Source organism: Sphingomonas sp. Leaf37 (assembly GCF_920939475.1).
In the GTDB taxonomy this organism is placed as follows: Bacteria; Pseudomonadota; Alphaproteobacteria; order Sphingomonadales; family Sphingomonadaceae; genus Sphingomonas.
In genome coordinates this window covers 953619-976698 of the sequence record NZ_CAKLAX010000001.1, presented here as the reverse complement: position 1 = coordinate 976698, position 23080 = coordinate 953619, and the positions used below count along the sequence as shown (strand labels likewise).

Annotated in this window: 26 protein-coding genes and 2 tRNA genes; 18 read left to right on the top strand and 10 right to left on the bottom strand. The window is 65.6% G+C overall.

The features are described from left to right. Positions 1–73 precede the first annotated feature (73 nt). From miaB to LRA87_RS04585, 9 genes are all read left to right on the top strand, one after another. Positions 74–1414, top strand: a complete 1341-nt coding sequence (gene miaB / locus LRA87_RS04625; protein ID WP_268934820.1) for a tRNA (N6-isopentenyl adenosine(37)-C2)-methylthiotransferase MiaB — start codon at positions 74–76, stop codon at positions 1412–1414. An 83-nt stretch (positions 1415–1497) separates the two neighbouring features. After that, positions 1498–2496: a PhoH family protein gene (locus tag LRA87_RS04620; RefSeq protein WP_230629576.1), complete on the top strand. Its 999-nt coding sequence runs from the start codon at positions 1498–1500 to the stop codon at positions 2494–2496. Between the two features lie 49 nt (positions 2497–2545). Beyond that, positions 2546–2794, top strand: coding sequence for a type II toxin-antitoxin system VapB family antitoxin (locus LRA87_RS04615; RefSeq protein WP_230629575.1), 249 nt, complete (start codon positions 2546–2548; stop codon positions 2792–2794). Continuing rightward, complete coding sequence (locus LRA87_RS04610) at positions 2791–3186, top strand: type II toxin-antitoxin system VapC family toxin (RefSeq protein ID WP_230629574.1); 396 nt, start codon at positions 2791–2793, stop codon at positions 3184–3186. The genes LRA87_RS04615 and LRA87_RS04610 overlap by 4 nt, the downstream gene beginning before the upstream one ends. Then, the gene (gene ybeY / locus LRA87_RS04605; protein ID WP_230629573.1) at positions 3183–3695 is read left to right on the top strand and encodes an rRNA maturation RNase YbeY; all 513 of its coding nucleotides are present in this window, start codon (positions 3183–3185) and stop codon (positions 3693–3695) included. Before LRA87_RS04610 ends, ybeY begins: the two co-directional genes overlap by 4 nt. Positions 3696–3705: 10 nt before the next feature. Continuing rightward, entirely contained in the window at positions 3706–4614 is a 909-nt protein-coding gene (locus LRA87_RS04600) for a hemolysin family protein (protein ID WP_230629572.1), read from the top strand. 159 nt (positions 4615–4773) lie between these two features. Next, complete coding sequence (locus LRA87_RS04595; RefSeq protein WP_230629571.1) at positions 4774–5097, top strand: hypothetical protein; 324 nt, start codon at positions 4774–4776, stop codon at positions 5095–5097. Between the two features lie 122 nt (positions 5098–5219). Further along, complete coding sequence (gene katG / locus LRA87_RS04590; protein WP_230629570.1) at positions 5220–7448, top strand: catalase/peroxidase HPI; 2229 nt, start codon at positions 5220–5222, stop codon at positions 7446–7448. Between the two features lie 446 nt (positions 7449–7894). Then, positions 7895–9223, top strand: a complete 1329-nt coding sequence (locus LRA87_RS04585; protein WP_230629569.1) for a PQQ-dependent sugar dehydrogenase — start codon at positions 7895–7897, stop codon at positions 9221–9223. Positions 9224–9333: 110 nt separating this feature from the next. Here the strand turns inward: LRA87_RS04585 and LRA87_RS04580 are convergent, their stop codons facing one another. Continuing rightward, the gene (locus LRA87_RS04580) at positions 9334–9552 is read right to left on the bottom strand and encodes a hypothetical protein (RefSeq protein ID WP_230629568.1); all 219 of its coding nucleotides are present in this window, start codon (positions 9550–9552) and stop codon (positions 9334–9336) included. Positions 9553–9853: 301 nt separating this feature from the next. Here LRA87_RS04580 and LRA87_RS04575 point away from each other — a divergent pair, with 301 nt between their 5' ends. Then, on the top strand, positions 9854–10069 hold the full coding sequence (locus LRA87_RS04575) for a cold-shock protein (RefSeq protein WP_037534615.1): 216 nt from the start codon (positions 9854–9856) through the stop codon (positions 10067–10069). A 41-nt stretch (positions 10070–10110) separates the two neighbouring features. On the opposite strand, the gene LRA87_RS04570 is transcribed toward LRA87_RS04575, so the two are convergent. The 3 genes from LRA87_RS04570 to LRA87_RS04560 all read right to left on the bottom strand — a co-directional run bounded on the left by LRA87_RS04570 (position 10111) and on the right by LRA87_RS04560 (position 11130). Next, positions 10111–10446: a heavy metal-binding domain-containing protein gene (locus LRA87_RS04570; RefSeq protein WP_230629567.1), complete on the bottom strand. Its 336-nt coding sequence runs from the start codon at positions 10444–10446 to the stop codon at positions 10111–10113. Between the two features lie 203 nt (positions 10447–10649). Next, positions 10650–10725: transfer RNA gene (locus LRA87_RS04565), tRNA-Ala, on the bottom strand. Between the two features lie 84 nt (positions 10726–10809). Next, positions 10810–11130, bottom strand: a complete 321-nt coding sequence (locus LRA87_RS04560; RefSeq protein WP_230629566.1) for a TIGR02300 family protein — start codon at positions 11128–11130, stop codon at positions 10810–10812. A gap of 109 nt (positions 11131–11239) precedes the next feature. On the opposite strand from LRA87_RS04560, the gene aroA reads away from it, so the two are divergent. The 7 genes from aroA to LRA87_RS04525 all read left to right on the top strand — a co-directional run bounded on the left by aroA (position 11240) and on the right by LRA87_RS04525 (position 18040). Further along, complete coding sequence (gene aroA / locus LRA87_RS04555; RefSeq protein WP_230629565.1) at positions 11240–12577, top strand: 3-phosphoshikimate 1-carboxyvinyltransferase; 1338 nt, start codon at positions 11240–11242, stop codon at positions 12575–12577. Beyond that, positions 12574–13221, top strand: a complete 648-nt coding sequence (gene cmk, locus LRA87_RS04550; protein ID WP_230629564.1) for a (d)CMP kinase — start codon at positions 12574–12576, stop codon at positions 13219–13221. The genes aroA and cmk overlap by 4 nt, the downstream gene beginning before the upstream one ends. A gap of 651 nt (positions 13222–13872) precedes the next feature. After that, positions 13873–15591, top strand: a complete 1719-nt coding sequence (rpsA, locus tag LRA87_RS04545; protein WP_230629563.1) for a 30S ribosomal protein S1 — start codon at positions 13873–13875, stop codon at positions 15589–15591. A gap of 128 nt (positions 15592–15719) precedes the next feature. Beyond that, positions 15720–15998 (top strand): integration host factor subunit beta, encoded by a 279-nt coding sequence (locus LRA87_RS04540; RefSeq protein WP_230629562.1) that lies wholly within the window; start codon positions 15720–15722, stop codon positions 15996–15998. Positions 15999–16085: 87 nt separating this feature from the next. Next, positions 16086–16169: transfer RNA gene (locus LRA87_RS04535), tRNA-Leu, on the top strand. Continuing rightward, positions 16124–17608: an ABC transporter substrate-binding protein gene (locus LRA87_RS04530; RefSeq protein WP_329958581.1), complete on the top strand. Its 1485-nt coding sequence runs from the start codon at positions 16124–16126 to the stop codon at positions 17606–17608. The genes LRA87_RS04535 and LRA87_RS04530 overlap by 46 nt, the downstream gene beginning before the upstream one ends. Before the next feature lie 6 nt (positions 17609–17614). Next, positions 17615–18040 (top strand): DUF4112 domain-containing protein, encoded by a 426-nt coding sequence (locus LRA87_RS04525; protein WP_230629560.1) that lies wholly within the window; start codon positions 17615–17617, stop codon positions 18038–18040. Between the two features lie 23 nt (positions 18041–18063). On the opposite strand, the gene LRA87_RS04520 is transcribed toward LRA87_RS04525, so the two are convergent. The 3 genes from LRA87_RS04520 to nadC form a co-directional block, all read right to left on the bottom strand. After that, entirely contained in the window at positions 18064–18777 is a 714-nt protein-coding gene (locus LRA87_RS04520) for a ribonuclease T2 family protein (RefSeq protein WP_230629559.1), read from the bottom strand. After that, positions 18774–19223: a hypothetical protein gene (locus tag LRA87_RS04515; RefSeq protein ID WP_230629558.1), complete on the bottom strand. Its 450-nt coding sequence runs from the start codon at positions 19221–19223 to the stop codon at positions 18774–18776. The genes LRA87_RS04520 and LRA87_RS04515 overlap by 4 nt, the downstream gene beginning before the upstream one ends. Positions 19224–19287: 64 nt before the next feature. Then, the gene (gene nadC / locus LRA87_RS04510) at positions 19288–20133 is read right to left on the bottom strand and encodes a carboxylating nicotinate-nucleotide diphosphorylase (RefSeq protein ID WP_230629557.1); all 846 of its coding nucleotides are present in this window, start codon (positions 20131–20133) and stop codon (positions 19288–19290) included. Positions 20134–20216: 83 nt separating this feature from the next. Between nadC and LRA87_RS04505 the strand changes: the two genes are divergently transcribed. Next, complete coding sequence (locus tag LRA87_RS04505) at positions 20217–20366, top strand: hypothetical protein (protein ID WP_230629556.1); 150 nt, start codon at positions 20217–20219, stop codon at positions 20364–20366. A gap of 3 nt (positions 20367–20369) precedes the next feature. Here LRA87_RS04505 and nadA read toward each other — a convergent pair whose 3' ends face one another. From nadA to LRA87_RS04490, 3 genes are read right to left on the bottom strand one after another with little or no spacing between them, the layout of a single operon-like run. Beyond that, positions 20370–21377, bottom strand: a complete 1008-nt coding sequence (gene nadA, locus LRA87_RS04500) for a quinolinate synthase NadA (protein ID WP_230629555.1) — start codon at positions 21375–21377, stop codon at positions 20370–20372. Positions 21378–21409: 32 nt separating this feature from the next. After that, positions 21410–22153, bottom strand: coding sequence for a DUF4230 domain-containing protein (locus tag LRA87_RS04495; protein WP_230629554.1), 744 nt, complete (start codon positions 22151–22153; stop codon positions 21410–21412). Further along, positions 22135–22992, bottom strand: coding sequence for an MBL fold metallo-hydrolase (locus LRA87_RS04490; protein WP_230629553.1), 858 nt, complete (start codon positions 22990–22992; stop codon positions 22135–22137). The genes LRA87_RS04495 and LRA87_RS04490 overlap by 19 nt, the downstream gene beginning before the upstream one ends. Positions 22993–23080: the final 88 nt, after the last annotated feature.

Genomic DNA, 23080 nt, shown 5'->3' with positions numbered 1-23080 from the left:
GCCGATCGAAGCATGAGGCCGGGTCATGGCAGAACGCTGGTCCCCGGCCGCCGCATCCTGTATGCGCCCGCGCATGACTGTTGCGGACACCCCCAGGACCGGCCCGAAAACCTTTCACGTCAAATCGTTCGGCTGCCAGATGAACGTCTACGACGGCGAGCGCATGGCCGAATTGATGGCGGCGGACGGCATGACCGCAACGGATGATGCGGGCGCCGCCGACCTCGTCGTGCTCAACACCTGCCACATCCGCGAACGCGCGACGGAAAAAGTCTATTCGGATATCGGCCGGTTGCGAAAGGACGCGCGGCACGCCGATCGCGCCGGCCCGATGATCGCCGTCGCCGGTTGCGTCGCGCAGGCGGAGGGCGACGAGATCGTCCGCCGCGCCAAGGTCGACGTCGTCGTCGGTCCGCAGGCCTATCACAACCTGCCGCATCTGGTCGCGCAGGCCGCGTCCGGCACCCCCAGCCTCGATACCGACATGCCGCTGCTGTCGAAGTTCGGTAGCCTGCCGGCCCGCCGCAAGGTCGGGCCGTCCGCGTTTCTGACGGTGCAGGAAGGCTGCGACAAATTCTGCACCTATTGCGTCGTCCCCTACACCCGCGGTGCGGAGGTCAGTCGTCCGTTCGCGGCGATCGTCGACGAGGCGAAGGCGCTGGTCGATGCCGGCGCGCGCGAGATCACGCTGCTGGGCCAGAACGTCAATGCATGGTCCGATGACGGTCGCGGGCTGCACGACCTGATCCGGGTGCTCGATCGCATTCCCGGCCTCGTCCGCATCCGCTACACCACCAGCCATCCCAACGACATGGCGCAAGGACTGATCGAGGCGCACGGTGAAGTCGAGAGCCTGATGCCGTTCCTCCATCTGCCGGTTCAGGCGGGCAGCGACCGCGTCCTGAAGGCGATGAACCGCAACCACGACACCGCGAGCTACCTCCGCCTCCTCGACCGCGTGCGCGCGGTGCGGCCGGACATCGCGCTGTCGGGCGACTTCATCGTCGGCTTCCCCGGCGAAACCGAGGCGGAGTTCGCAGAGACAATCGCGCTGGTCGATGCGGTCGGCTATGCCCAGGCCTATTCGTTCAAATACAGCCCCCGCCCCGGCACGCCCGCCGCCGACATGGCCGGCGCGGTGCCGGCGGAGGTGATGGACGAGCGGCTCCAGCGGTTGCAGGCGGCGCTGGGTCGCGACCAGCAGGCATTCAATCAGGCAAGCGTCGGCCGCACCTGCGACGTGCTGATCGAACGCCGCGGCAAGCTGCCCGGCCAGATGCTCGGCAAGTCGCCCTGGCTGCAATCGGTCCACCTGATGACCGATGCGGTGATCGGCGATCTGGTCACGGTGGAACTGCTGTCGGCAGGTCCGGTATCGATGGCGGGCGCGGAACGCATGCGCGCCGCGGCCTGATCGACCGCAGTCGTTTTGCGGCTTTCCTTTCGGGGGTACGCATCCCACATTCCTGTCATGCCATCACGGCATGAAAGGACCGCATGAGTCGCAAGCCCGTCCCCGCCCGCTCCGGTGAACGCAGCCGGGCAGAGGTGTTGTTCGACAAACCCCAGTTGCTCGCCACATTGTTCGGGCAATACGACCAGAATCTGGTAGCGCTCGAAAACCGGCTGGGCGTCTACATCACCGCACGCGGCAATCGCGTCGGACTGGAAGGCACCGCCGAGAACGTCGCGCTCGCCCGCGACGTGTTGCAGGACCTCTACCACCGCATGCAGCGCGGTGAGGACATCGACACCGGCCTCGTCGATGCATCGATCGCCATGGCGTCCGAACCGACGCTCGCCGGGATCGTCAGCACCGAACACGGCGGCATGCCCTCGGTCATGATCCGCACGCGCAAGAAGACGATCGTGCCACGCACCCCGGCGCAGGCGCATTACATGCGCGAACTCGCCACCAACGACATGATCTTCGCGCTCGGGCCGGCAGGTACGGGCAAGACCTATATCGCCGTCGCGCAGGCGGTGTCGCAGCTGATCACCGGCAGTGTCCAGCGGCTGATCCTGTCCCGCCCGGCGGTGGAGGCCGGCGAGAAGCTGGGCTTCCTGCCCGGCGATATGAAGGACAAGGTCGATCCGTACCTGCGGCCGCTGTACGACGCGCTCCACGACTGTCTGCCCGCCGAACAGGTCGAACGCCGCATCGCCAGCGGCGAGATCGAGATCGCACCCATCGCCTTCATGCGCGGCCGGACGCTGGCGGACGCGTTCGTGATCCTCGACGAGGCGCAGAACACCACGCCGGCGCAGATGAAGATGTTCCTCACCCGTTTCGGTCAGAACAGCCGGATGGTGATCTGCGGCGATCCGAACCAGACGGATCTGCCCGGCGGTGTCGGCGCATCTGGCCTCGCCGACGCGACCGTGCGGCTGGAAGGCGTGGAGGGCATTTCGATGACCCGCTTCACCACCGCCGACGTGGTGCGTCATCCGATCGTCGGGCGGATCGTCGAGGCGTACGAAGGACCCAATGCTTGACGATCAGGTATATCCCAAATACGTTGCAGGGATATTGACGAGGCGGATCATGGCATCGTTGTACGTAAAGGACGAAGAAGCGAATGCGCTGGCCACTCGGCTCGCCCGTCGTTTCGGCATCTCCAAAACGGCGGCGGTCAAGCGGGCGCTGGAGCGCGAACTTGCTCGCCAGGAGGCAACGGTGCCATTGCGCGAACGCATGGCGGCATGGCGCGCGGCGCATCTTCCGGGCGAACCGACAGGATTCAAGGCGGACAAGGCGTTCTACGATTCGCTGAACGACGAAGACGACGATTGACCATCTTCGTCGATGCATCGGCGATCGTTGCGATCGTTTATGGTGAACCGGAAGCAGATGCTTTCGCCGACGCGATCGAGCGGCACAACGACCGGTGTTATTGCGCGATAGGTGCGTGGGAAGCGACACGCGCGATCGCCAAGCTACGCGGGATCGGCCTGATGGAGGCTTACGCAACGGTGACGAATTTCGTCCAGGAAGCGGGCCTTCGCCTGGCCGCCATCGGTGCGCCTGAAAGCGAAGAGGCCATCATGGCGGCAGCCCGCTACGGCAAGGGCGTCCACCCCGCCGGGCTCAACATGGGCGATTGCTTCGCCTATGCCTGCGCCAAGGCCAGCGATGCTCACCTGCTCTACAAGGGCGACGATTTCTCGCAGACGGACCTCGCATGATCCACATCGAACTCACCCGCGAAGACCCGTGGCCGGCCGACACCGACTGGGACGCCCTCGCCGCCCGCGCCGCGCGCGCCGCGATCGAGCGGACGCCGCACGGCGAACTCATCACCACCGCCGCCGCGGTCGAGATCAGCATCCGCCTGACGTCGGACGACGAGGTGCACCAGCTCAACGCGCAATACCGGCAGAAGGACAAGCCCACCAACGTCCTGTCCTTCCCGATGGTGCAGGCCGATCTGCTCGCCACCGTCAGCCAGAACAGCGATGATGGCGAACTGCTGCTCGGCGACATCGTCCTGGCCCATGGCGTCTGCGTGCGCGAGGCGATGGAAAAGGGTGTCGACGTCGCCGAACACGCCACGCATCTGCTGGTGCATGGCACGCTGCATCTGCTAGGCTATGACCACATGGGGGACGAGGAAGCCGACAGCATGGAGGAGATCGAGCGTCAGGCGCTCGCCAGCCTCGGCATCGCGGACCCCTATTCTGTACGAGAGGACTGACACGGCCGCCATGGCAGACGACCGAAGTAGCGCCGGCAACGGCGACTCCAGCGAATCCAACATCTGGCGCGGGCTGAAGCATCTGATCTTCGGCGGCGCGCAGGAAGAATCCCTCCGCGACCAGCTGGAGGACGCGATCGACCGGCACGAGGACGATCCCGCGCCCGATGCCAAGGGCGACCTGACCCCGCTCGAACGGCAGATGGTGCGCAACCTGCTGCACTTCGGCGAACGCGACGCCGGCGACGTCGGCGTACCCCGTGCGGACATCATCGCGGTGGAGGAAGGAACCACGTTCGCCCACCTCGTCCAGATCTTCGCCGAGGCCGGCCACAGCCGCCTGCCCGTCTATCGCGGCGCGCTGGATACGATCATCGGCATGGTGCACATCAAGGACGTCTTCAACATTCTGGCGACCGGAGCGGAGCATCCGGCGGATCTGTCCGGCCTGATTCGGGACCCGCTGTACGTTCCGATGTCACGCGGCGCGCTCGACCTGCTCGCCGACATGCGCGCGAGCCACGTCCATCTGGCGGTCGTGCTCGACGAATATTCCGGGACCGAAGGCCTCGTCACGATCGAGGATCTGATCGAGGAGATCGTCGGCGAGATCGAGGACGAGCACGACGAGGCGCCCGAGGCGTTGCTGGTGCCGATCGACGGCGGCGCTTGGGAGGCCGACGCCCGCGCGGAGCTTGAGGATGCCGCAAAGCTGATCGACCCGCGGCTGGGTGAAACCGAACACGACGTCGACACGCTAGGCGGCCTCGCGGCAGTCCTCGCGGGCCATGTTCCCGCACGCGGCGAATGCGTCGATCACCCCAGCGGCTGGAAACTGGAGGTGCTCGATTCGGACGAACGCCGCATCCACCGGCTGCGCCTGCACCCGCCGGTAGCACGCGAGGTCGAGGACGCCTGACGTCCATCACGGGTTCATCCGGGTAGGGCATTCTATCGTCACAACGGAGGACAACCGATGCCGATGCCTCGCCCCAACCTCACCCTGCCGCCGGCTTCGCCGTCTCTTCCCTCTTCCACCGGGAGAGGGAAAAAGGCGCATCGCGTCGAAAGGGGCTGGATGAGTGCGATCGCTATGTTGGTGATCGCCCTCCCCACACCCGCCACCGCACAGGCATGGAGCACCATCTCCAGCACGCCCGCCGGCCCATCGGTCGAACGCCAGGTCAACCGAATACGGCAGGACATCCGCAACGGCCGCGAGACCGGCCAGTTGTCCAGACGCGAGGCGAAGAATCTCCGCCGCACCGCCGGGAACATCGACCTGCGCGCCGGCATGTACGCACAGAACGGCCTGACCGATTCGGAACGATCGTTCCTCGACAGCAACGCCGCCGCGCTGCGCAGCCAGGTCGTCGTCCAACGGTCGCAAACCAAACGCTGATCGTCGCATCCGATCACCACGTTCGTCATTTCGCGTTTCCTCGATCAGTCCGGCTGGAGTAGCTTTCCTGCAACACGGCGTCGGCATGACCGACCGCTGCGGCAACGCGAGGAGAGAGCGACATGGACGCGATTACCCAAGGCAGCCCGATCAACGATCCCAACAAACAGCCGGCCGCAATGCGCCGTCTGCTCGGCCGCACCGCCAAGGATTGGTGGCCCGAATCGCTGTCGATCGAAATCCTTCATCAGAAGGGCGTCAGCGGCAACCCGATGGGCGACGACTTCGATTATCGCTCCGAATTCCTGACGCTCGACTACGACCAGCTCAAGGCCGACCTGACCGCGCTGATGACCGACAGCCAGCCGTGGTGGCCGGCGGATTACGGACATTATGGCCCGTTCTTCATCCGCATGGCGTGGCACTCGGCCGGCACCTATCGCACCGGCGACGGCCGCGGCGGCTCGTCGGCGGGCCAGCAGCGCTTCGCCCCCCTCAACAGCTGGCCGGACAACGGCAACCTCGACAAGGCGCGCCGCCTGCTGTGGCCGATCAAGCAGAAATACGGCCGCAAGCTCAGCTGGGCGGACCTGTTCATCCTCGCCGGCAACGTGGCGATCGAATCGATGGGTGGACCGACGTTCGGCTTCTCCGGCGGGCGCGAGGACGTGTTCGAGCCCGAGAAGGACGTGTACTGGGGCACCGAGGAGGAATGGCTCGGCCAGACCCGCATCGACGAGGAAGCCGGCCTCGCGCTCGAAAGCCCGCTCGCCGCGATCCAGCACGGCCTCATCTACGTGAACCCCGAAGGTCCCGGTGGCTGTCCGCATCCGCAGGGCTCGGCGCGCGACATGAAGGAAACCTTCGCGCGCATGGGCATGAACGACGAGGAAACCGTCGCGCTCACCGCCGGCGGCCATACCTTCGGCAAGGCGCACGGCGCAGGCGACCCGTCGCTGGTCGGCAAGGAACCGGAGGGTTCGGACATCGCGTCGCAGGGCCTCGGCTGGACCTCGACGCATGAGAGCGGGATGGGCGATCACACGATCACCTCCGGCATCGAAGGCGCGTGGACGCCGACGCCGACGACATGGGACATGACCTATTTCGACATGCTGTTCGACCACGAATACGAGCTGGTGAAGAGCCCGGCGGGCGCACACCAGTGGCAGCCGGTCGGCAATCCCGACGACACGCTCGCACCCGCCGCACATACGGCCGGCAAGCGCGTGCCGACGATGATGACCACCGCCGACATGGCGCTGAAGGTCGATCCGGCGTACAACGCGATTTGCCAGAAATTCCGCGCCGATCCCGCTTATTTTGCCGATGCCTGGGCGCGTGCGTGGTACAAGCTGACCCACCGCGACATGGGTCCGAAGATCCGCCTGATCGGCCCGGAAGTCCCGCAGGAAGAGCTGATCTGGCAGGACCCGATCCCGATCGCCGACTATCCGCAGATCGAGGCCGGCGACATCGCAGGCCTGAAGACCGCCATTGCGAACGCCGGACTGTCGGTCGAGGAACTGGTCACCACCGCATGGGCATCCGCCTCGACGTGGCGCGGGTCGGATCATCGCGGCGGTGCCAATGGCGCACGCATCCGCTTCGCGCCGCAAAAGGACTGGGAGGTCAACCAGCCCGAACAGCTTGCCCGCGTGCTGGCGGTCTATGAGGGCATCAAGGCCGACTTCGACCGGCAGGGTGCGAAGAAGGTGTCGATCGCCGACCTGATCGTGCTCGGCGGCTCGGTTGGGATCGAGGCGGCGGCGAAGGCGGCGGGTCACATGGTCGACGTGCCGTTCGAACCCGGCCGCACCGATGCCAGCGAGGCGCAGACCGAAACCGAAAGCTTCGACGTGCTCGAACCGAAGGCCGACGGTTTCCGCAACTATCTGCAAGTCCGGTTCAACGTGCCCACCGAGGAACTGCTGGTCGATCGCGCCCAGCTGCTCGGCCTGTCGGCGCCCGACATGACGGTGCTGGTCGGCGGCCTGCGCGTCCTCGGCGCGAACCATGCCAAGGCAAAGCAGCACGGCGTCTTCACCGACCGTCCGGGCCAGCTGACCAACGACTTCTTCGTCAACCTGCTCGATATGGGTACCGCATGGAAGCAGGTCAGTGACGACAGCGACGAGGAATTCGTCGGCACCGATCGCCACACGCACGAACAGCGCTGGACCGCGTCGCGCACCGATCTGGTGTTCGGCTCCAACTCGCAATTGCGCGCGATCGCGGAAGTGTATGCGTGCGCGGATGCACAGGAGATGTTCGTCAAGCACTTCGTCAAGGCATGGACGAAGGTGATGAACGCCGATCGCTACGACCTTCTGATCGGCAGCCCGGCGTAGGCGGCGGCGGACGAGGAAGGGGCAACCGGTGAATGCCGGTTCCTCTTCCTCGCCGCGACCATGTATCCCCGCAAAAACGAGGACGCAGTGCCGGGCCCGCACCTTCGCGGGAGCACAAGCGGCGCTGGATGCCGGCGCCGATAAACGAACCACACTCCAGCACCTCCGAACCGACGTGCCGTCGACAGTCGGGATCGACCGGACGTTCTGTTCTACCTCGTCACCCCGGACGTGTTCCGGGGTCGACGGTGCCGTGACGGAATGACCGGGGTCTCCAGCTTCTCCCGTAGCCGCACGCTGGACTTCGGAAGACGTCCGGGGTGACGATGCCCTTGAAAGTGTCTCGATCCTGCCCCGATCCTGCCGGGCAGCCTGCAACCCTGAATGTCGATCCGCCGCAGCAAGACCCCCTTCCACTCCCCCCCGGCCGCCCCTATCGTGCGTCCATGCTGAAGCACGTCCTGCGCCTCGCCGCGCTCCTCGCCGTTATCGCCGTGGCCGTGGTGGTCTATCTTGCGTGGCCCGACACCGCGCAGGTGCCGTTCGAGCGGATCACCGGCAAGCGCCCGCAGATCACGCAACCGCGGATCCAGACGTTGCCGACGGTGAAGGTCGCCGATGTCGTCGGATGGCAGGGCACCCAGACCCCCGTCCCCGCCGCCGGCCTGACGGTCAAGGCGTTCGCGAAGAACCTCGACCACCCCCGCTGGCTCTATCGGCTGCCCAACGGCGATGTGCTCGTCGCCGAAACCAACTCGCCCCCGCGCGAGGGTGGCGGTATCCAGGGCTGGGTGATGGGCAAGCTGATGAGCAAGGCCGGTGCCGGCGTTCCCTCCGCCAACCGCATCACCCTGCTCCGCGACAGCGATGGTGACGGCGTCGCGGATCAGCATCATGTGTTCATGACCGGGCTCAATTCGCCGACCGGCATGGCGCTGCTCGACGGCCAGCTTTACGTTGCCAACACCGATGCACTCGTTCGCGTACCCTATACCGAGGGGGCGACGCGCATCGCTGCCAGACCGGAACTGGTGGTCAAGCTAAACGGCGGCGGCAATCACTGGGCCCGCACGCTCGTTCCCGCGCCCGATGGTCGCACCTTGTTCGTCGGCGTCGGATCGGCCTCGAACATCGCCGAAAACGGTCTCGATGCCGAGAAATTCCGTGCCAACATCCTGCAGGTCTATCCGCAGCAAAAGACGTTCCGCGTCTACGCATCCGGCCTGCGCAATCCGCAGGGGATGGCGATCAGCCCGTTCAACCAGCAACTCTGGACCGTCATCAACGAACGCGACATGCTGGGTTCGGATCTTGCACCCGATTATCTGACGCAGGTCGAACTGGGCGACCAGTTCGGCTGGCCCTGGTTCTATTGGGGCGGCTACCCCGACACCCGCGTCGAACCCGCCCGGCCCGAATTGCAGCAATATTCGAAGCGCCCCGATTACGCGCTCGGACCGCATGTCGCAGCGCTCGGACTGACCTTTGCCGGCGACGTAAAGCTCGGCGGCCGCTTTGCGCAGGGTGCGTTCATCGGCGAACACGGCTCATGGAATCGCAAGCCGGTGTCGGGCTACAAGGTGGTCTTCGTCCCCTTCGCCGCCCGCGGCTTCCCGGTCGAGGGCGCCAGGCCGGTCGACGTCCTCTCGGGCTTCCTCGACAAGGACGGCAAAGCGCACGGCCGCCCCGTCGGCGTCACCGCCGACCGCACCGGCGCACTGCTCGTGGCGGACGATGTCGGCAACACGATCTGGCGGGTCGCGGCGAAGAAATAACGAAAAAAGCCCCTCCTCTTCAGAGGAAGGGTTGGAGTGGAGGAGTAACCGAACCTCCGAGAACTCAGGTAAATCGGTGCCTGCTGCCCCGCTTCACCCCGCCGGCGTCGTCACACCATCCGCAGGCGCAGCGGCGTCCGCTCGACATTGCCCGACAGCACCTTCTTGCCGAACACGCGAGACATCGCTGCGGCCGCATCGCCGTTCATGAACACCACACGCGTGCCGCCCGACGCCAGCGTCTCGATCGCGCTGATCGGCGCCTTGTGCTTCAGGCACAGGGCCTCGACATCGGATTTGCTGGCATTGACGTTGATGGCGCGCGACATGCGGGTCTCCCAATCGGAAAGCGGGAGCGCATAGTATCTCTCAGTCGGATCATGCTCGAAGAAGGGCAATCCGATGCCACGCAAATGGCCCTTATACGGACATGGCGCAACCCCGGGCTGGCGCACGGTCCCCCCGCCCCTTGCCGAATCCGCGATCATGCGCCATATGGGGCAGGCTAGAGTCGCACATCGACGGTCTACGGTGCTTTGCGGCTCCCTCTTCCTTCCTTCCCTGCTTCGCGCGCAATTTCGCGCATCGGTAATCGTACCGTCGCGCGGCATGAGTAGAAAGGATACTGCCATGAGCAGCATCACCGGCACTGTAAAGTTCTTCAACGCCGACAAGGGCTATGGCTTCGTCGCACCCGACACGGGCGGCGCCGATGCGTTCGTCCACATCACGGCGGTGGAACGCGCCGGCATGGCGACGCTGAACCAGAATCAGCGTATCAGCTACGACCTGGAGCAGGACCGTCGGGGCAAGACCTCGGCCGTCAACCTTCAGCCGGTCGACTGATCGCGTGGCGGGGGCGTACACCGCCCCCGCCGCACCTTCGGCTATCGTGCGGCCGAACTCTCGAACCTGATCGCGGTACCGGTCGCGTTGGTCTTGCCCCAGCTGACCGCCGTCACATGCGAATTGCCGTAGCGCGCGTTGATCACCGCATCCGCGCCCATCTTCTCGGCCCGCTCCCACAATTCCCGAAACACCTTGGCCTCCGACGACGCCTTGCTGAAGACCGTCGCCTTGCGCACGCCCGCCTTCACCTCACCAATGATCCGGTACGGCCGATCGGCGATGTCCCCGGCGAACACCGGCACGCCGACAGCCTCGTTGACCAGCACATAGGCCGGTCTGTCCTTCGCCACTGCTCCGCCGACCACGCCAAGCATCAGAGCGCTCGCAGCAGCGGCTTGCCCAACCCGTCGCATATCAATGTCGCCCCCGACATCGCGTGATGCGATGCACCGGACGCATGCTTGTCCAAGGCCGAAATGCCGTCAAGCATTGCGTCTCAGGATGATGAATCTGATGACGATTTATCCCCGCTCCGCGAGGTGCGCTAACCGCCAATAACGGCTGCTTCGGAACCGGATGGTGGAGCCGAGGGGGATCGAACCCCTGACCTCTGCAATGCCATTGCAGCGCTCTCCCAGCTGAGCTACGGCCCCATCCGTTCCGGGAGGCGACCCACTAGCGGGGGCACCGGGGCATGGCAAGCGGGGAAATTCCGCTCACCATGCCTTTTTCACGAATTAATGTTCGTCGTCGTTCGCGGGCGCTTCCACGCCCAGATCGTCGTCGCCACCCAGATCGACCTCGTCGTCGGCCGAGGGCTCTTCCTCTTCGCCCAACGCTTCCAGATCCTCGTCCTCACCCTCGAGGTCGCGGTCGGCTTCCTTGGTGTCCGGCTTGGCCTGCTCGAAGGGCAGCGGCTGCTTGGATTTCAGGATGGGCTCGGGGTTCCACGTCGACCCGCAGTTGATGCAGGTGACGGGATCGTCCTTTTCGAGGTCGTAGAAGCGCGTCGCGCATTTCGGGCACGTACGCTTCGTGCCCCATTCCGGCTTGATCATGCCGCGGTGTGCCTTTCGGAATTGGGTGTCGCAGGCTAAAGTCGCCCTTAGCCCGAGAGGTGGGCGGCGCCTTGCCATAGCGCAAGGTGGCTGTCAAAGCCCCCGGCCCATGGCGCACCCCCTTCCCCAGGAACTGAGCGTAGGCCCGCGCGGCCCGCTGACCGGCACGATCACCGTCCCCGGCGACAAGTCGATCAGCCACCGATCGCTGATGTTCGCCGCGCTCGCGGTCGGCACCAGCCACATCACCGGCCTGCTGGAGGGCGAGGACGTGCTCGCCACCGCCGCCGCCCTGCGCGCGATGGGCGCGACGATCGAGCGCACCGGCGAAGGGACGTGGCAGGTCGACGGCGTCGGCGTCGGCGGGCTGCTCCAGCCGGCGACCGCGCTGGAGATGGGCAACAGCGGCACCTCGACCCGCCTGCTGATGGGCCTCGTCGCCAGCCACCCGATCACCGCCACCTTCACCGGCGACGCCTCGCTGTCGGGCCGCCCGATGGGCCGCGTCATAGAACCGCTGAGCCAAATGGGCGCGGACATCACCGCCAGCCCCGGCGGCACATTGCCGCTGATGGTCCGCGGCCTCTGCCCCGCGGTACCGATCACCTACACGCTCCCCGTCGCCTCGGCGCAGGTGAAGTCCGCGGTGCTGCTCGCCGGCCTCAACACGCCGGGCATCACCCGCGTGCATGAACCCGTCGCCACCCGCGACCATAGCGAGCGCATGCTGCGCGGCTTCGGCGCGGATATTACCGTCGAGGAAAGCGACGAAGGCCGCATCATCGCGATCACCGGAGAGGCCGAGCTGCAGCCGCAGACGATCACCGTTCCCGGCGACCCCTCGTCCGCCGCCTTCTGGCTGGTCGCCGCCTCGATCGTTCCCGGCTCCGACATTCTGGTCCGCAACGTCGGTCTCAACGTCACCCGCACCGGCCTGATCGCCGCGCTGCGCCTGATGGGCGCCGACATCACCGAATGCGACGCGCGCGAAGTCGGCGGCGAACCCGTCGCCGACCTGCGCGTCCGTCACGCCACCCTCACCGCGATCGACGTGCCCCCCGACCTCGCGCCGAGCATGATCGACGAATATCCCGTCCTGTTCGTCGCCGCCGCCTTCGCGAAGGGCCGCACCGTCGCCCGCGGCGCGCACGAACTGCGCGTCAAGGAATCGGACCGCATCGCCGCGATGAAGGACGCGCTCGAAGCCTGCGGCGTCGCTTGCGAGGAATTCGAGGACGGCCTCGCCATCACCGGCACCGGCGGCGACGCCATTCCCGGTGGCGCTCGCATCGCCTCGAAACTCGATCATCGCATCGCAATGAGCCTGACCGTCGCTGGACTTCACGCCGCAAAGCCCGTCACGATCGACGACGTGAGCCCGGTGGCGACCAGCTATCCCGTGTTCTATCAGTCGCTTGATGCGCTTACCGGGGGAGCGGAAGCATGATTATCGCCGTGGACGGCCCCGCCGCATCGGGCAAAGGCACGATCGCAAAGGCGCTCGCCCGCCATTACGGCCTGCCCCATCTCGATACCGGGCTGCTCTATCGCGCCGTCGCGCTGACCGTGCAGCGCATGGAACTCGACCCCGCGAAGGAGGCCGACGCGGTCGCCGCCTGCGACTTCGATGACGCGCTGCTCGCCGACCCGGCGCTACGGACGGACGAGATCGGCCAGCTCGCTTCGATCGTCTCCGCCCACCCGCTCGTCCGCGCCGCGCTGCTGCACCGCCAGAAGCGCTTCGCCCGCCAGCCCGGCGGCGCCGTACTCGACGGCCGTGACATCGGCACGGTGATCGCCCCCGACGCCGACGCCAAATTGTTCGTGAAGGCCACCCCCCAGATCCGCGCCCAACGCCGTCACAAGGAACTGCAAGGCCACGGCTCCACGGTCAGCTTCGACAAAGTCCTCACCGACATCCGCGGCCGCGACGCCCGCGACTCCGGCCGGTCCACCGCACCGCTGGTGATGGCGGGCGATGCGGTGCTGCTCGACACGAGCTTCCTGTCGATCGACGCCAGCGTGCAGAAGGCGATCGCATTGGTCGAGGTACGGCGGGTGCGCGCCGTGAGTGCTACCGAACCGCAATAATCGGTAGGATGCGGACGTTTAGCCGTTCGTGAATACGTGCGCTATGAACGCACCGGTCAGGCCCCAGGCGAAGACGCCCCAAAATACCATCGCCGCCAAGACTCCACCGATAACAATCTTCCGGATCGACATATTCACCTCCCAGCGTCGTCGACGGTGTATTAGCTGAGCGATGCACGTCAAGAGCCCGCGGCGCATCGATTAGCATCCGCGTTCGCTTAAAACGGCGGTCCGCCAATCCTCCCGCTGTCCTACACGTCCCCGATCTGCCATCCCCGTATCATGTGCCATCCCCGTCTCTCTGCCCTCTCATCCCGAGGACAGGCGCGGGTGCGTGTCCGACCGCGACGTAATGTCAACTTCGCCAACTTCCGCGCGCCACAGCACCCGAATCGCTGCCACCCCGCAACCTTGCCAAAACGCCTGTTTTCCCCTAAGCGGGCAGGGTCCGGCGAGCAGGTGCTCGCGGAGGTAGGCGCGATCGGCTCGACCGTTCGCGCCCTTTTCGCATGATGCGCATCGCTCATCCTCCGCCTGAACCCGCCCGATGGATGCCGCGACCGGCATGGGGTCGCCGCGGCGTTTTCAGCCAAGACCAGCGGAACCAACCGCTTGGCCGGAAACAGTTAAACCTGAGGACACTCTAACCCTATGGCTACCCAGCCCACTCCTACCCGCGACGATTTCGCCGCGATGCTCGATGACATGTTCGGCGGCGCCGACAGCTTCGAGGGCCGCGTGGTGCACGGCACCGTCACCGCGATCGAAAACGACATGGCCGTCATCGACGTCGGTCTGAAGTCCGAAGGCCGCGTGCCGCTGCGCGAATTCGCCGCACCGGGCCAGAAGGCCGAGCTGAACGTCGGCGATGAAGTCGAAGTGTACGTCGACCGCGTCGAGAACATGCACGGCGAAGCGATGCTCAGCCGCGACCGCGCCCGTCGCGAAGCCGCATGGGACAAGCTCGAACTCGAATTCAGCAAGACCGCCCGTGTCGAGGGTGTCATCTTCGGCCGCGTCAAGGGCGGCTTCACCGTCGACCTGTCGGGCGCCGTCGCGTTCCTGCCAGGGTCGCAGGTCGATATCCGTCCGGTGCGTGACGTTACGCCGCTGATGGACATCCCCCAGCCGTTTCAGATCCTGAAGATGGACCGCAAGCGCGGCAACATCGTCGTGTCGCGTCGCGCAGTGCTGGAAGAAACCCGCGCCGAGCAGCGTTCAGGCCTGATCCAGAGCTTGGCCGAGGGTCAGATCATTGACGGCGTCGTCAAGAACATCACCGATTACGGTGCGTTCGTCGACCTGGGCGGCATCGACGGCCTGCTGCACGTCACCGACCTGTCGTACAAGCGCGTCAATCATCCCTCGGAGATGATCGCGATCGGCGACACCGTGAAGGTGCAGATCATCCGCATCAACAAGGACACGCAGCGCATCAGCCTCGGCATGAAGCAGCTCGAGTCCGATCCGTGGGATGGCGCGTCGGCCAAGTATCCGATCGGCGCCAAGCTGTCGGGCCGCGTCACGAACATCACCGAATATGGTGCGTTCGTCGAGCTGGAAGCGGGCATCGAGGGCCTCGTCCACGTGTCGGAAATGTCCTGGACCAAGAAGAACGTCCATCCGGGCAAGATCGTCTCGACTTCGCAGGAAGTCGATGTCGTCGTGCTCGAGGTCGACGAGGACAAGCGTCGCATCAGCCTCGGCCTCAAGCAGGCGCAGAACAATCCTTGGGAGGCGTTCGCGTCGGCTCATCCGATCGGTTCGACCGTCGAGGGCGAAGTCAAGAACGCGACCGAGTTCGGCCTGTTCATCGGTCTGGACAACGACGTCGACGGCATGGTCCACATGTCGGACATCGCCTGGGGCGTGTCGGGTGAGGACGCCCTCAACCTGCACCGCAAGGGCGAGACGGTTCAGGCCGTCGTGCTCGACATCGATGCAGAGAAGGAGCGCATCAGCCTCGGCATGAAGCAGCTCGAGCGCGGCGGGCCTTCGGCTGGCGGCATCGCAGCGGCTGGCGACAAGCTGAACAAGAACGCAATCGTCACCGTGACCGTTCTCGAAGTCCGCGATGCGGGCCTCGAAGTGCAGCAGGGCGACGATGGCGCGACCGGCTTCATCAAGCGTACCGATCTGGGACGCGATCGTGACGAACAGCGGCCGGAGCGTTTCCAGGTCGGGCAGAAGTTCGATGCGATGGTGACCGGTTTCGATCGTTCGAAGAAGCCGACCTTCTCGATCAAGGCGATGCAGATCTCCGAGGAAAAGCAGGCGGTTGCGCAGTACGGTTCGTCCGACTCGGGCGCGACCCTCGGCAACATCCTGGGTGAGGCTCTCAAGGCCCGCTCGGACGCCGAGAAGAAGTAAGATGCGGGGCCGCCATCCTCTGGGTGGCGGCCCTGTTTTTTATCGCATCGGTTACGGATCGGCCCTATGCGTGACGCCCATTGATCTCTATCAAGCCTTGGCTGCATAGAACCGGGGGGAGTCTTGCGATGATACGTTCCGAATTGATCCAGACTTTGTGCGAAAAGAATCCGGGCCTGTCAGGGCAGGATATCGAATCGATCGTAGCGACGTTCTTCGACGAGATATCACGTCGGCTCGCGGCGAATGGCCGCGTTGAATTGCGCGGTTTCGGCGCCTTCTCCACGCGCTCCCGCGATGCTCGCATCGGTCGCAATCCCCGCACCGGCGAAACCGTGGACGTCGATGCAAAGCGGGTGCCCTATTTCAAGCCCGGCAAGGAAATGCGCGCCCGCCTCAACGTGTGAGCGGACCGCCACGTCGATCGATCCGGCGCGTAACGGATCTTATCGGCTTGACGGCGCAGCCCGGCTGCGCTTGTCGTCACCCGGTGCGCGGACGTGGCGAAATCGGTAGACGCTTCCGACTTAAAATCGGCTTCCTCTGGAGTACGGGTTCGAGTCCCGTCGTCCGCACCATCGGTCTCCTGCTCGGGCTGACTAGTATCTCGCTGGCCGGATGCGATCGTCGTCCCGATTCGGGGCCCGTCGTTGTCAGCGCGATCGGCGCGCCGCCCCGCCTCGTCGATCCGGCACGCGGCCGGCTGGACACGCCATCGCGGCTGCTGCTGGATGCGACCGCCGAGGGACTGGTCCGCTTCGATGCCGCTGGGCAGATCGAGCCGGGGCTCGCCGAACGATGGATCGTGATCGATCAGGGGACGAGCTACATCTTCCGGCTGCGAGACGCGCGATGGCCCGATGGCAGCGCGGTGACTGCGGATCAGATCGTCGATCGGTTACGCCGTCAGCTCCGGCCTGGATCACGCAACCCGCTCACGCCATTCCTCACCGCGGTCGACGAGATCGTAACGATGACGCCACAGGTCATCGAAGTGCGTCTGCGCCGCCCCCGCCCCGATCTGTTGAAGCTGTTCGCGCAGCCCGAACTGGCGTTGTGGCAGAACGGGACGGGCGGCGGCGCGGGACCGATGCGGGTCGTGCAGGCGATGCGCAGCCCGCTGCTGCGTCCGGCCTTCGACCCCAATCGTGCCGATCCTGAAGATCAGCGTCAGACCCGTCCGGAACAGGACGTCAGACTGATTGGCGAGCGGGCCGCGCGGGCGATCGTCCGCTTCGCCGCCCGCGATTCGGATTACGTCGCCGGCGGCACATTCGTGGACTGGCCGCTGATCGCTTTTTCCGGCGTCGCCCCGGCCAACATCCGGGTCGATCCTGCCGCCGGTCTGTTCGGCCTCGCGATCGTCAACCGCGACGGGTTCCTCGCCGATCCTTCCCATCGCGCGGCAATCAGTGGCGCGATCGATCGCGTCGCGGTGGCTGGTGCGATCATGCAGGGCTGGGAACCCGCCGAGCGTATCCTGCCGGACATGCTCGACTCGGCGCTGCCGCCGGCGCTGCCGGGATGGTCGCTGTTGACCCCGGCCGATCGACGCGATCAGGCTCGCGCCCGGGTTGCTGCCTGGTCCGGGGGACCGGTGCGACTGCGGATTGCCCTGCCGTCCGGACCGGGTGCGACAACATTGTATGCGCAGATCGCCGCGTCGCTGCTGGGCGTAGGCATCACTCCGGTTCGCGTGGGCCTGACCGACGACAGCGATTTGCGCCTCGTCGATCTGGTCGCGCCGTACGATAGCGCACGCTGGTATCTTGCGAATGCCTGCGCGGTGTGCGGGGACGAGGCGCGAACCGCGTTGATCGCGGCGCGCGATGCGAATTCATTGATCGAACGGTCGCGGCTGATCGCGGCCGCCGACGCCGCACTTGCAGTCGATGCCGCCTTCATTCCGATCGCCCGCCCGCTCCGGTGGTCGCTTGTCGCAATGCGACTGAGACAATGGCGGCCGAACACGCGCGCGTGGCACCCGTTGAACAGGCTTCGCGACGACACCAGATAGAGCGGCATGACCACCCGCCCCCGTCCGATGGACGTCCGCCCCATGCTAGACACCCTGCCGATCGGTCGCGACGCTGCTGCGGTGCGTACCCGCATCGAGGCCATGGAGCGGGTCATGGAGGGGCTGTTCACGCTTCCGGGGACCAATCGCAAGCTGGGCCTCGACGCGTTGCTCAGTCTGATCCCGGTGGCCGGTAGTACGGTCGCAGCGGTGATCGGATCGTGGCTGGTGTGGGAGGCGCGCAATCTCGGCATGTCGAAGGTGCAGATGGCACGTATGTTCGGCAACGTCGGCCTAGACTGGGCAATGGGTGCGATCCCCTTCATCGGCGCGGTACCCGACTTCTTCTTTCGGTCGAACACGCGCAACCTGAAGATCATTCGCCGGCATCTGGATCGCCATCATCCCGCCACCGCGACGATCGTCGGCTGACGATTGCCGACGCAGGGAGCGGTCTAGCGCCCTCCGCGCCAGATCTTGACGGTGGCACCCGGATCAAGGCCGCCCTGATGCACCGGGCATCGCCGATACCGGAATGCGGTATCGAGGCAGATCCAGACCTCATCCAGCCAGTTCTGCCGGTTCGCCGTGATCCGCATCATATCGGCGCGCAGGCCGGGATTGGCGCCGGCGATCGCCCGTGCCAGTCGCCCGGCCGTTAGCGGTGCCCGCGACAGCGCGTCCATATCGGGATAGCGCAACGCGGCATACAGCCCTGTCGAGCGCTTGAAATAGCTCTCTGGACGATATCCCGGCATACAAGTGCCGTGCTTCGCCCATTCGTGCTGGAGCAATTGCGCCGACGGCGTTGTGCAGATGTTGGCGCGGATCACGTCGCGCGACAGGACCGGTGTCGTACGACAATATTGCGGCCATTCCTTGCCGATGCCGTCCGGCCACAGCCCGTGCAGCGTGAATCCGAAGCGATTACCCGCGCCGCACTGAAACCGCGCGGAGGCGTCGCGCGCGTGGTCTCTGCAATATTGCGGCGCCCAGGTCACCGCGAGCGTATAGCTGCCGATCGGGCGCTGCCGGACCGGCTGCCGGCTATCGGGGAGATCGGGACGGGGCCGCGGGATCGTTCCCGGTGCGGCACAGCGGTAGGCCTGCCCGTGCGCGACGACAGGCGACATTAACGCGATCAACGCCGCCAATGTACGGCCGATCATACGCGCGGTGCATCCACATAGTCATCGTCGTCCAGCCCTTCGCCCAGCCAGACTTTGGCATCCGGCCTGAACAGCATCACCGCGGCAGCGATGTAGAGGATATTCGCGAGCAGGCCGAGGATCACCTGCACGCCGGCAGGCGAGCGTCCCGTGCCGACGAGGAACAGCGCCGACAGCACACCGAACACCCCGAATGCCGCGAACACCACCTGCACCCACTTTGCGACGACGCTGGGTTGGCGAACGATGAAGAACCACAGCAGGATACCGATCGCCAGACCGATGACCTGCATCGTCGGCAGCAGCCAGCCCGCATTCGCCAGCATGGGACTGGCAGCAAGCACCGCCTGTGACGTCTGCCAGTTGAGCGCGGTGTTGATCAGCCCCAGGATGATCGACGCCCAATAGAATTGCTCGAAACGGGCGATGGACGGCGGCTTGCTCATGACGTTCCCCTGCATGCGATACGTCGCAGCCTAGCCGACGATCGACACCGTGCAAGCCGATCGATCATGCCAGCACGAAATCGAGGCCGATGTCCGCTGCGGGCGCGGACTGGGTGAGACGCCCGACCGAGACATAGGTGACGCCGGTGTCGGCGATGGCACGGATCGTATCGAGCCGGACGCCCCCGGATGCCTCGGTAGGGACACGCCCCGCAACGATCCCGACCGCCTCGCGCAGCGTCGCCGGTTCCATGTTGTCGAGCAGAAGATGCGTTGCCCCGGCGGCGAGCGCGGGCGCAATCTGGTCGATCCGGTCGACCTCCACGATGATCCGGGCGATCCCCGCCGCGACAGCGCGCCGAACCGCCACATCGACGCCGCCCGCGACGGCCACGTGATTGTCCTTGATCATCGCCGCATCCCATAGCCCCATGCGGTGGTTCCGGGCGCCGCCGGTGCGGGTGGCGTATTTTTCCAGACGACGGAGGCCAGGAATGGTCTTGCGTGTGTCGAGCAGCACCGCACCCGTGCCGGCGATCGCGTCGACATAGGTGCGCGTCAGCGTGGCGATTCCGGACAGATGCTGCACGGTGTTGAGCGCGGACCGTTCCGCCGTCAGCATCGCCCGCGCCGATCCCGACAGCCGCAACAGGTCGGTGCCCGCCGGAACGCGATCACCGTCCATCACCAGACTTTCGATGACGATCGTCGGATCGAGCGCCCGGAAGAACGCCTCGGCGATTCCAAGGCCGGCGACGACGATCGTTTCACGCGTGTCCATCACCCCGATGAACCGCGCGTCCGCATCGATCACCGCGGCCGAGGTTATGTCGCCCCCCGCCCCCAAATCCTCGGCCAGCGTAGCTGCGACGAACACGTCGCAGTCGAAACCATCCAGACGAAAGCTCATTATTCGTATACCATGTCGCGAATCGACGGAACGAATGGTGTGATCATCGGTTTGGCGTCCAAATCGGGGTGGGACATACGAGTATGGATAAGCGTGCGGCGATGACGGAGCTGGATCGCCTGTTGACCACTGCGTTGCGGCTGGCGGACGACCTCGACATGACGATGGTCGCGATCCATATCGACGAAGCGCGCAACCTGCTTGCCACGTCGGATATAACGCCCGCGCATTGACGATCAGTCGCCGGTAACCGGCACCGCGGTTCGGGGTCCGAGATCGCCCTGCCCGACCGTCGTTGATGCCATGGCGAGCATCGCGTCCAGGCTCGTTTTTGCCTTCAGCCGCAACGATTCCTCGATCTCGATCCGCGGCTGCAGATCCCGCAACGCGACATACAGCTTCTCCAATGTATTAAGCGCCATGTACGGGCAGATGTTGCAGTTGCAATTGCCGTCCGCCCCCGGAGCGCCGATGAAGCTCTTGGTCGGCATCGCCTTTTCCATCTGGTGGATAATGTGCGGTTCGGTCGCGACGATCAGGGTATCGCCCGGCATCGCATTGGCGAATTCAAGGATACCACGTGTCGATCCGACGTAATCGGCGTGATCGAGGATCACCGCCGGACATTCGGGATGCGCGGCGACCGGCGCGCCCGGGTGCTGCGCCTTCAGCTTCAGCAGCTCCGTCTCGCTGAACGCCTCGTGCACGATGCACACGCCCGGCCAGAGCAACATCTCGCGCCCGGTCTTGCGCTGAAGATACCCCCCGAGGTTGCGGTCGGGCCCGAAGATGATCTTCTGATCGCGCGGCAACTGCGCCAGGATCGTCTCCGCCGACGACGAGGTGACGATGATGTCGCTGAGCGCCTTCACCTCGGTCGAGCAGTTGATGTACGTCAGCGCGATATGGTCAGGATGCGCGGCACGGAACGCGGCGAACTGATCGGGCGGACAACTGTCTTCCAGCGAACAGCCGGCATCCATATCGGGCAGGACGACGATCTTGTCAGGGCTGAGGATCTTCGCCGTCTCCGCCATGAAGCGCACACCACAAAATGCGATGACGTCCGCGTCGGTCGCCTGCGCCTTGCGGCTGAGGTCGAGACTGTCGCCGACATAGTCCGCCAGGTCCTGCAATTCCGGCTTCTGGTAATAATGCGCAAGGATGACGGCATTGCGATCCTTGCGAAGGCGCTCGATCTCGGCGCGAAGGTCGAGCCCGGCGAAGCTTTTGGTCAGTTCCATGATACCCCCGTTAGGCGAACTTCGCGCCGCCCTCAACGCGTGTTGCCGAGCACCTCTTCCAGCGAGCGGCTGGTGTCCCAGCGTTCGGTCGATGAAACCGGGTCTCCGGCGAAGCTCACCTTGACGTTCGCATCGATCCCGGCCGCGCGCAGGGGCATCGCGAAACTGCTTTCCACTGCACGACGCGTCGCGTCCCGGGCAAGCTTCATCGGCGTCGCGTCGCGGGCCTGACGGACCAGCTCCGCCTGCCCCGCGCGCCGGTTGGCCGCATCAAGCCGGCTGTCCGCATCGGTCAGCCGCGACAGGATGCCGCCGGTGCCATATTCGCGTATCGCCGTCATATCGACTTGCGGTCCGTCCAGCTCGATCGGCGGCAGCCTGACCGACAGTGTCCGCGTCTCGGCATTCCACGCGACGTCGCGTTGCGTCAATTTGCCGAGATCGACTTCGTAGCGGACCATACCGGGCATGATCAGCGTCTTTTCCGTCGACAGCCCGAGTTGCGACTGCCGCGATGTCGTCACCGCCACGAAACGGGCGGCGAAAGCCGAAAGACGGTTCTGTTCGCGCAGTCCCTCAAGACTCGCGCTGGCGACGGTGGTCGGATCGGGCGACAAGCGGCGCTCGACATACCGCTGCACGCCCCACAATCCGATCAGGAACGCAAGGCCCAGCAGGATGATGACGCCGACCGCCTTGCCGAGAAACGATCCGGTCGCGCCGCGCGCAGGCGGGACCGATGCGGCAGCAGGGTCGTTCACGCCGCCGTCCGCCATGTGTCGTCCTCCTCATCGACCATGCCGCGCCCGCGCAGGTCGTACAGATGCGCCAGTACCGATCGCTCCGCCGCCGGGATCAACCGCGGGTCGAGCCCGACGTACATGCGCGCAGTCATCGGGCCGAGGTGCAACGGCGCCTGGCGCAGCAGGCGAAGGATCTGCCCCTCGCGCTGCCTGCGATGCCCGAGCATGCCGCGGACCAGTCGCTGCGGGTTCTCCACCGCCTCGCCGTGTCCGGGATAATAGATCCGGTCATCGCGCCCCAGTAGCTTGTCGAGGCTCGCCATATACTGCCCCATGTCGCCGTCAGGCGGTGAGATCACGCTCGTCGCCCATCCCATCACATGATCGCCCGAAAACAGCGCCTTCGTTTCCGGCAGCGCGAAGGCGAGATGATTGGAGGTGTGACCGGGCGTGGCGACCGCTTCCAACGTCCAGCCGTCGCCCGCGACGCTGTCGCCTTCCGTCAGGATACGGTCGGGCGCATAGTCCATGTCGAATGCCGCATCCAGACGCGGGCTGTCGCTGACGATGTGGCCGGGCGCGGCGCCGACGATCGGCGCGCCGGTGGCTGCGGCGAGCAACCGGCTGCCGGGACTGTGATCGCGGTGATGATGGGTGACCACGATCGCGCGTACCGGGCGGCCGTTGATGACCCGCATCAGCGCCTCGATATGCACATCGTCTTCGGGGCCGGGATCGATTACGGCCAGATCGCACGTGCCGACGACGTGGGTCTGCGTACCACCGTTGGTGTACGGCGAGGGATTGGTCGCGAGCACCCGTGAGACGAGCGGCTCGAGCTGGATCGGGATACCGGTCGGATGCTCAGCCATCGTCACCGATGTGGCGCGATGCGTGCTGCAACGCAAGGGGCGACCTCCCCCGCGCATGGCAGGAGAGGTCGCGCGCGGGACCGAACGG

Coding starts and splice junctions, on each gene's coding strand:
- miaB (WP_268934820.1), top strand. CDS start 74: ATGACTGTTGCGGACACCCCCAGGACCGGCCCGAAAACCTTTCACGTC.
- LRA87_RS04620 (WP_230629576.1), top strand. CDS start 1,498: ATGAGTCGCAAGCCCGTCCCCGCCCGCTCCGGTGAACGCAGCCGGGCA.
- LRA87_RS04615 (WP_230629575.1), top strand. CDS start 2,546: ATGGCATCGTTGTACGTAAAGGACGAAGAAGCGAATGCGCTGGCCACT.
- ybeY (WP_230629573.1), top strand. CDS start 3,183: ATGATCCACATCGAACTCACCCGCGAAGACCCGTGGCCGGCCGACACC.
- LRA87_RS04600 (WP_230629572.1), top strand. CDS start 3,706: ATGGCAGACGACCGAAGTAGCGCCGGCAACGGCGACTCCAGCGAATCC.
- LRA87_RS04595 (WP_230629571.1), top strand. CDS start 4,774: ATGAGTGCGATCGCTATGTTGGTGATCGCCCTCCCCACACCCGCCACC.
- katG (WP_230629570.1), top strand. CDS start 5,220: ATGGACGCGATTACCCAAGGCAGCCCGATCAACGATCCCAACAAACAG.
- LRA87_RS04585 (WP_230629569.1), top strand. CDS start 7,895: ATGCTGAAGCACGTCCTGCGCCTCGCCGCGCTCCTCGCCGTTATCGCC.
- LRA87_RS04580 (WP_230629568.1), bottom strand. CDS start 9,552: ATGTCGCGCGCCATCAACGTCAATGCCAGCAAATCCGATGTCGAGGCC.
- LRA87_RS04575 (WP_037534615.1), top strand. CDS start 9,854: ATGAGCAGCATCACCGGCACTGTAAAGTTCTTCAACGCCGACAAGGGC.
- LRA87_RS04570 (WP_230629567.1), bottom strand. CDS start 10,446: ATGCTTGGCGTGGTCGGCGGAGCAGTGGCGAAGGACAGACCGGCCTAT.
- LRA87_RS04560 (WP_230629566.1), bottom strand. CDS start 11,130: ATGATCAAGCCGGAATGGGGCACGAAGCGTACGTGCCCGAAATGCGCG.
- aroA (WP_230629565.1), top strand. CDS start 11,240: ATGGCGCACCCCCTTCCCCAGGAACTGAGCGTAGGCCCGCGCGGCCCG.
- cmk (WP_230629564.1), top strand. CDS start 12,574: ATGATTATCGCCGTGGACGGCCCCGCCGCATCGGGCAAAGGCACGATC.
- rpsA (WP_230629563.1), top strand. CDS start 13,873: ATGGCTACCCAGCCCACTCCTACCCGCGACGATTTCGCCGCGATGCTC.
- LRA87_RS04540 (WP_230629562.1), top strand. CDS start 15,720: ATGATACGTTCCGAATTGATCCAGACTTTGTGCGAAAAGAATCCGGGC.
- LRA87_RS04525 (WP_230629560.1), top strand. CDS start 17,615: ATGACCACCCGCCCCCGTCCGATGGACGTCCGCCCCATGCTAGACACC.
- LRA87_RS04520 (WP_230629559.1), bottom strand. CDS start 18,777: ATGATCGGCCGTACATTGGCGGCGTTGATCGCGTTAATGTCGCCTGTC.
- LRA87_RS04515 (WP_230629558.1), bottom strand. CDS start 19,223: ATGAGCAAGCCGCCGTCCATCGCCCGTTTCGAGCAATTCTATTGGGCG.
- nadC (WP_230629557.1), bottom strand. CDS start 20,133: ATGAGCTTTCGTCTGGATGGTTTCGACTGCGACGTGTTCGTCGCAGCT.
- LRA87_RS04505 (WP_230629556.1), top strand. CDS start 20,217: ATGGATAAGCGTGCGGCGATGACGGAGCTGGATCGCCTGTTGACCACT.
- nadA (WP_230629555.1), bottom strand. CDS start 21,377: ATGGAACTGACCAAAAGCTTCGCCGGGCTCGACCTTCGCGCCGAGATC.
- LRA87_RS04495 (WP_230629554.1), bottom strand. CDS start 22,153: ATGGCGGACGGCGGCGTGAACGACCCTGCTGCCGCATCGGTCCCGCCT.
- LRA87_RS04490 (WP_230629553.1), bottom strand. CDS start 22,992: ATGGCTGAGCATCCGACCGGTATCCCGATCCAGCTCGAGCCGCTCGTC.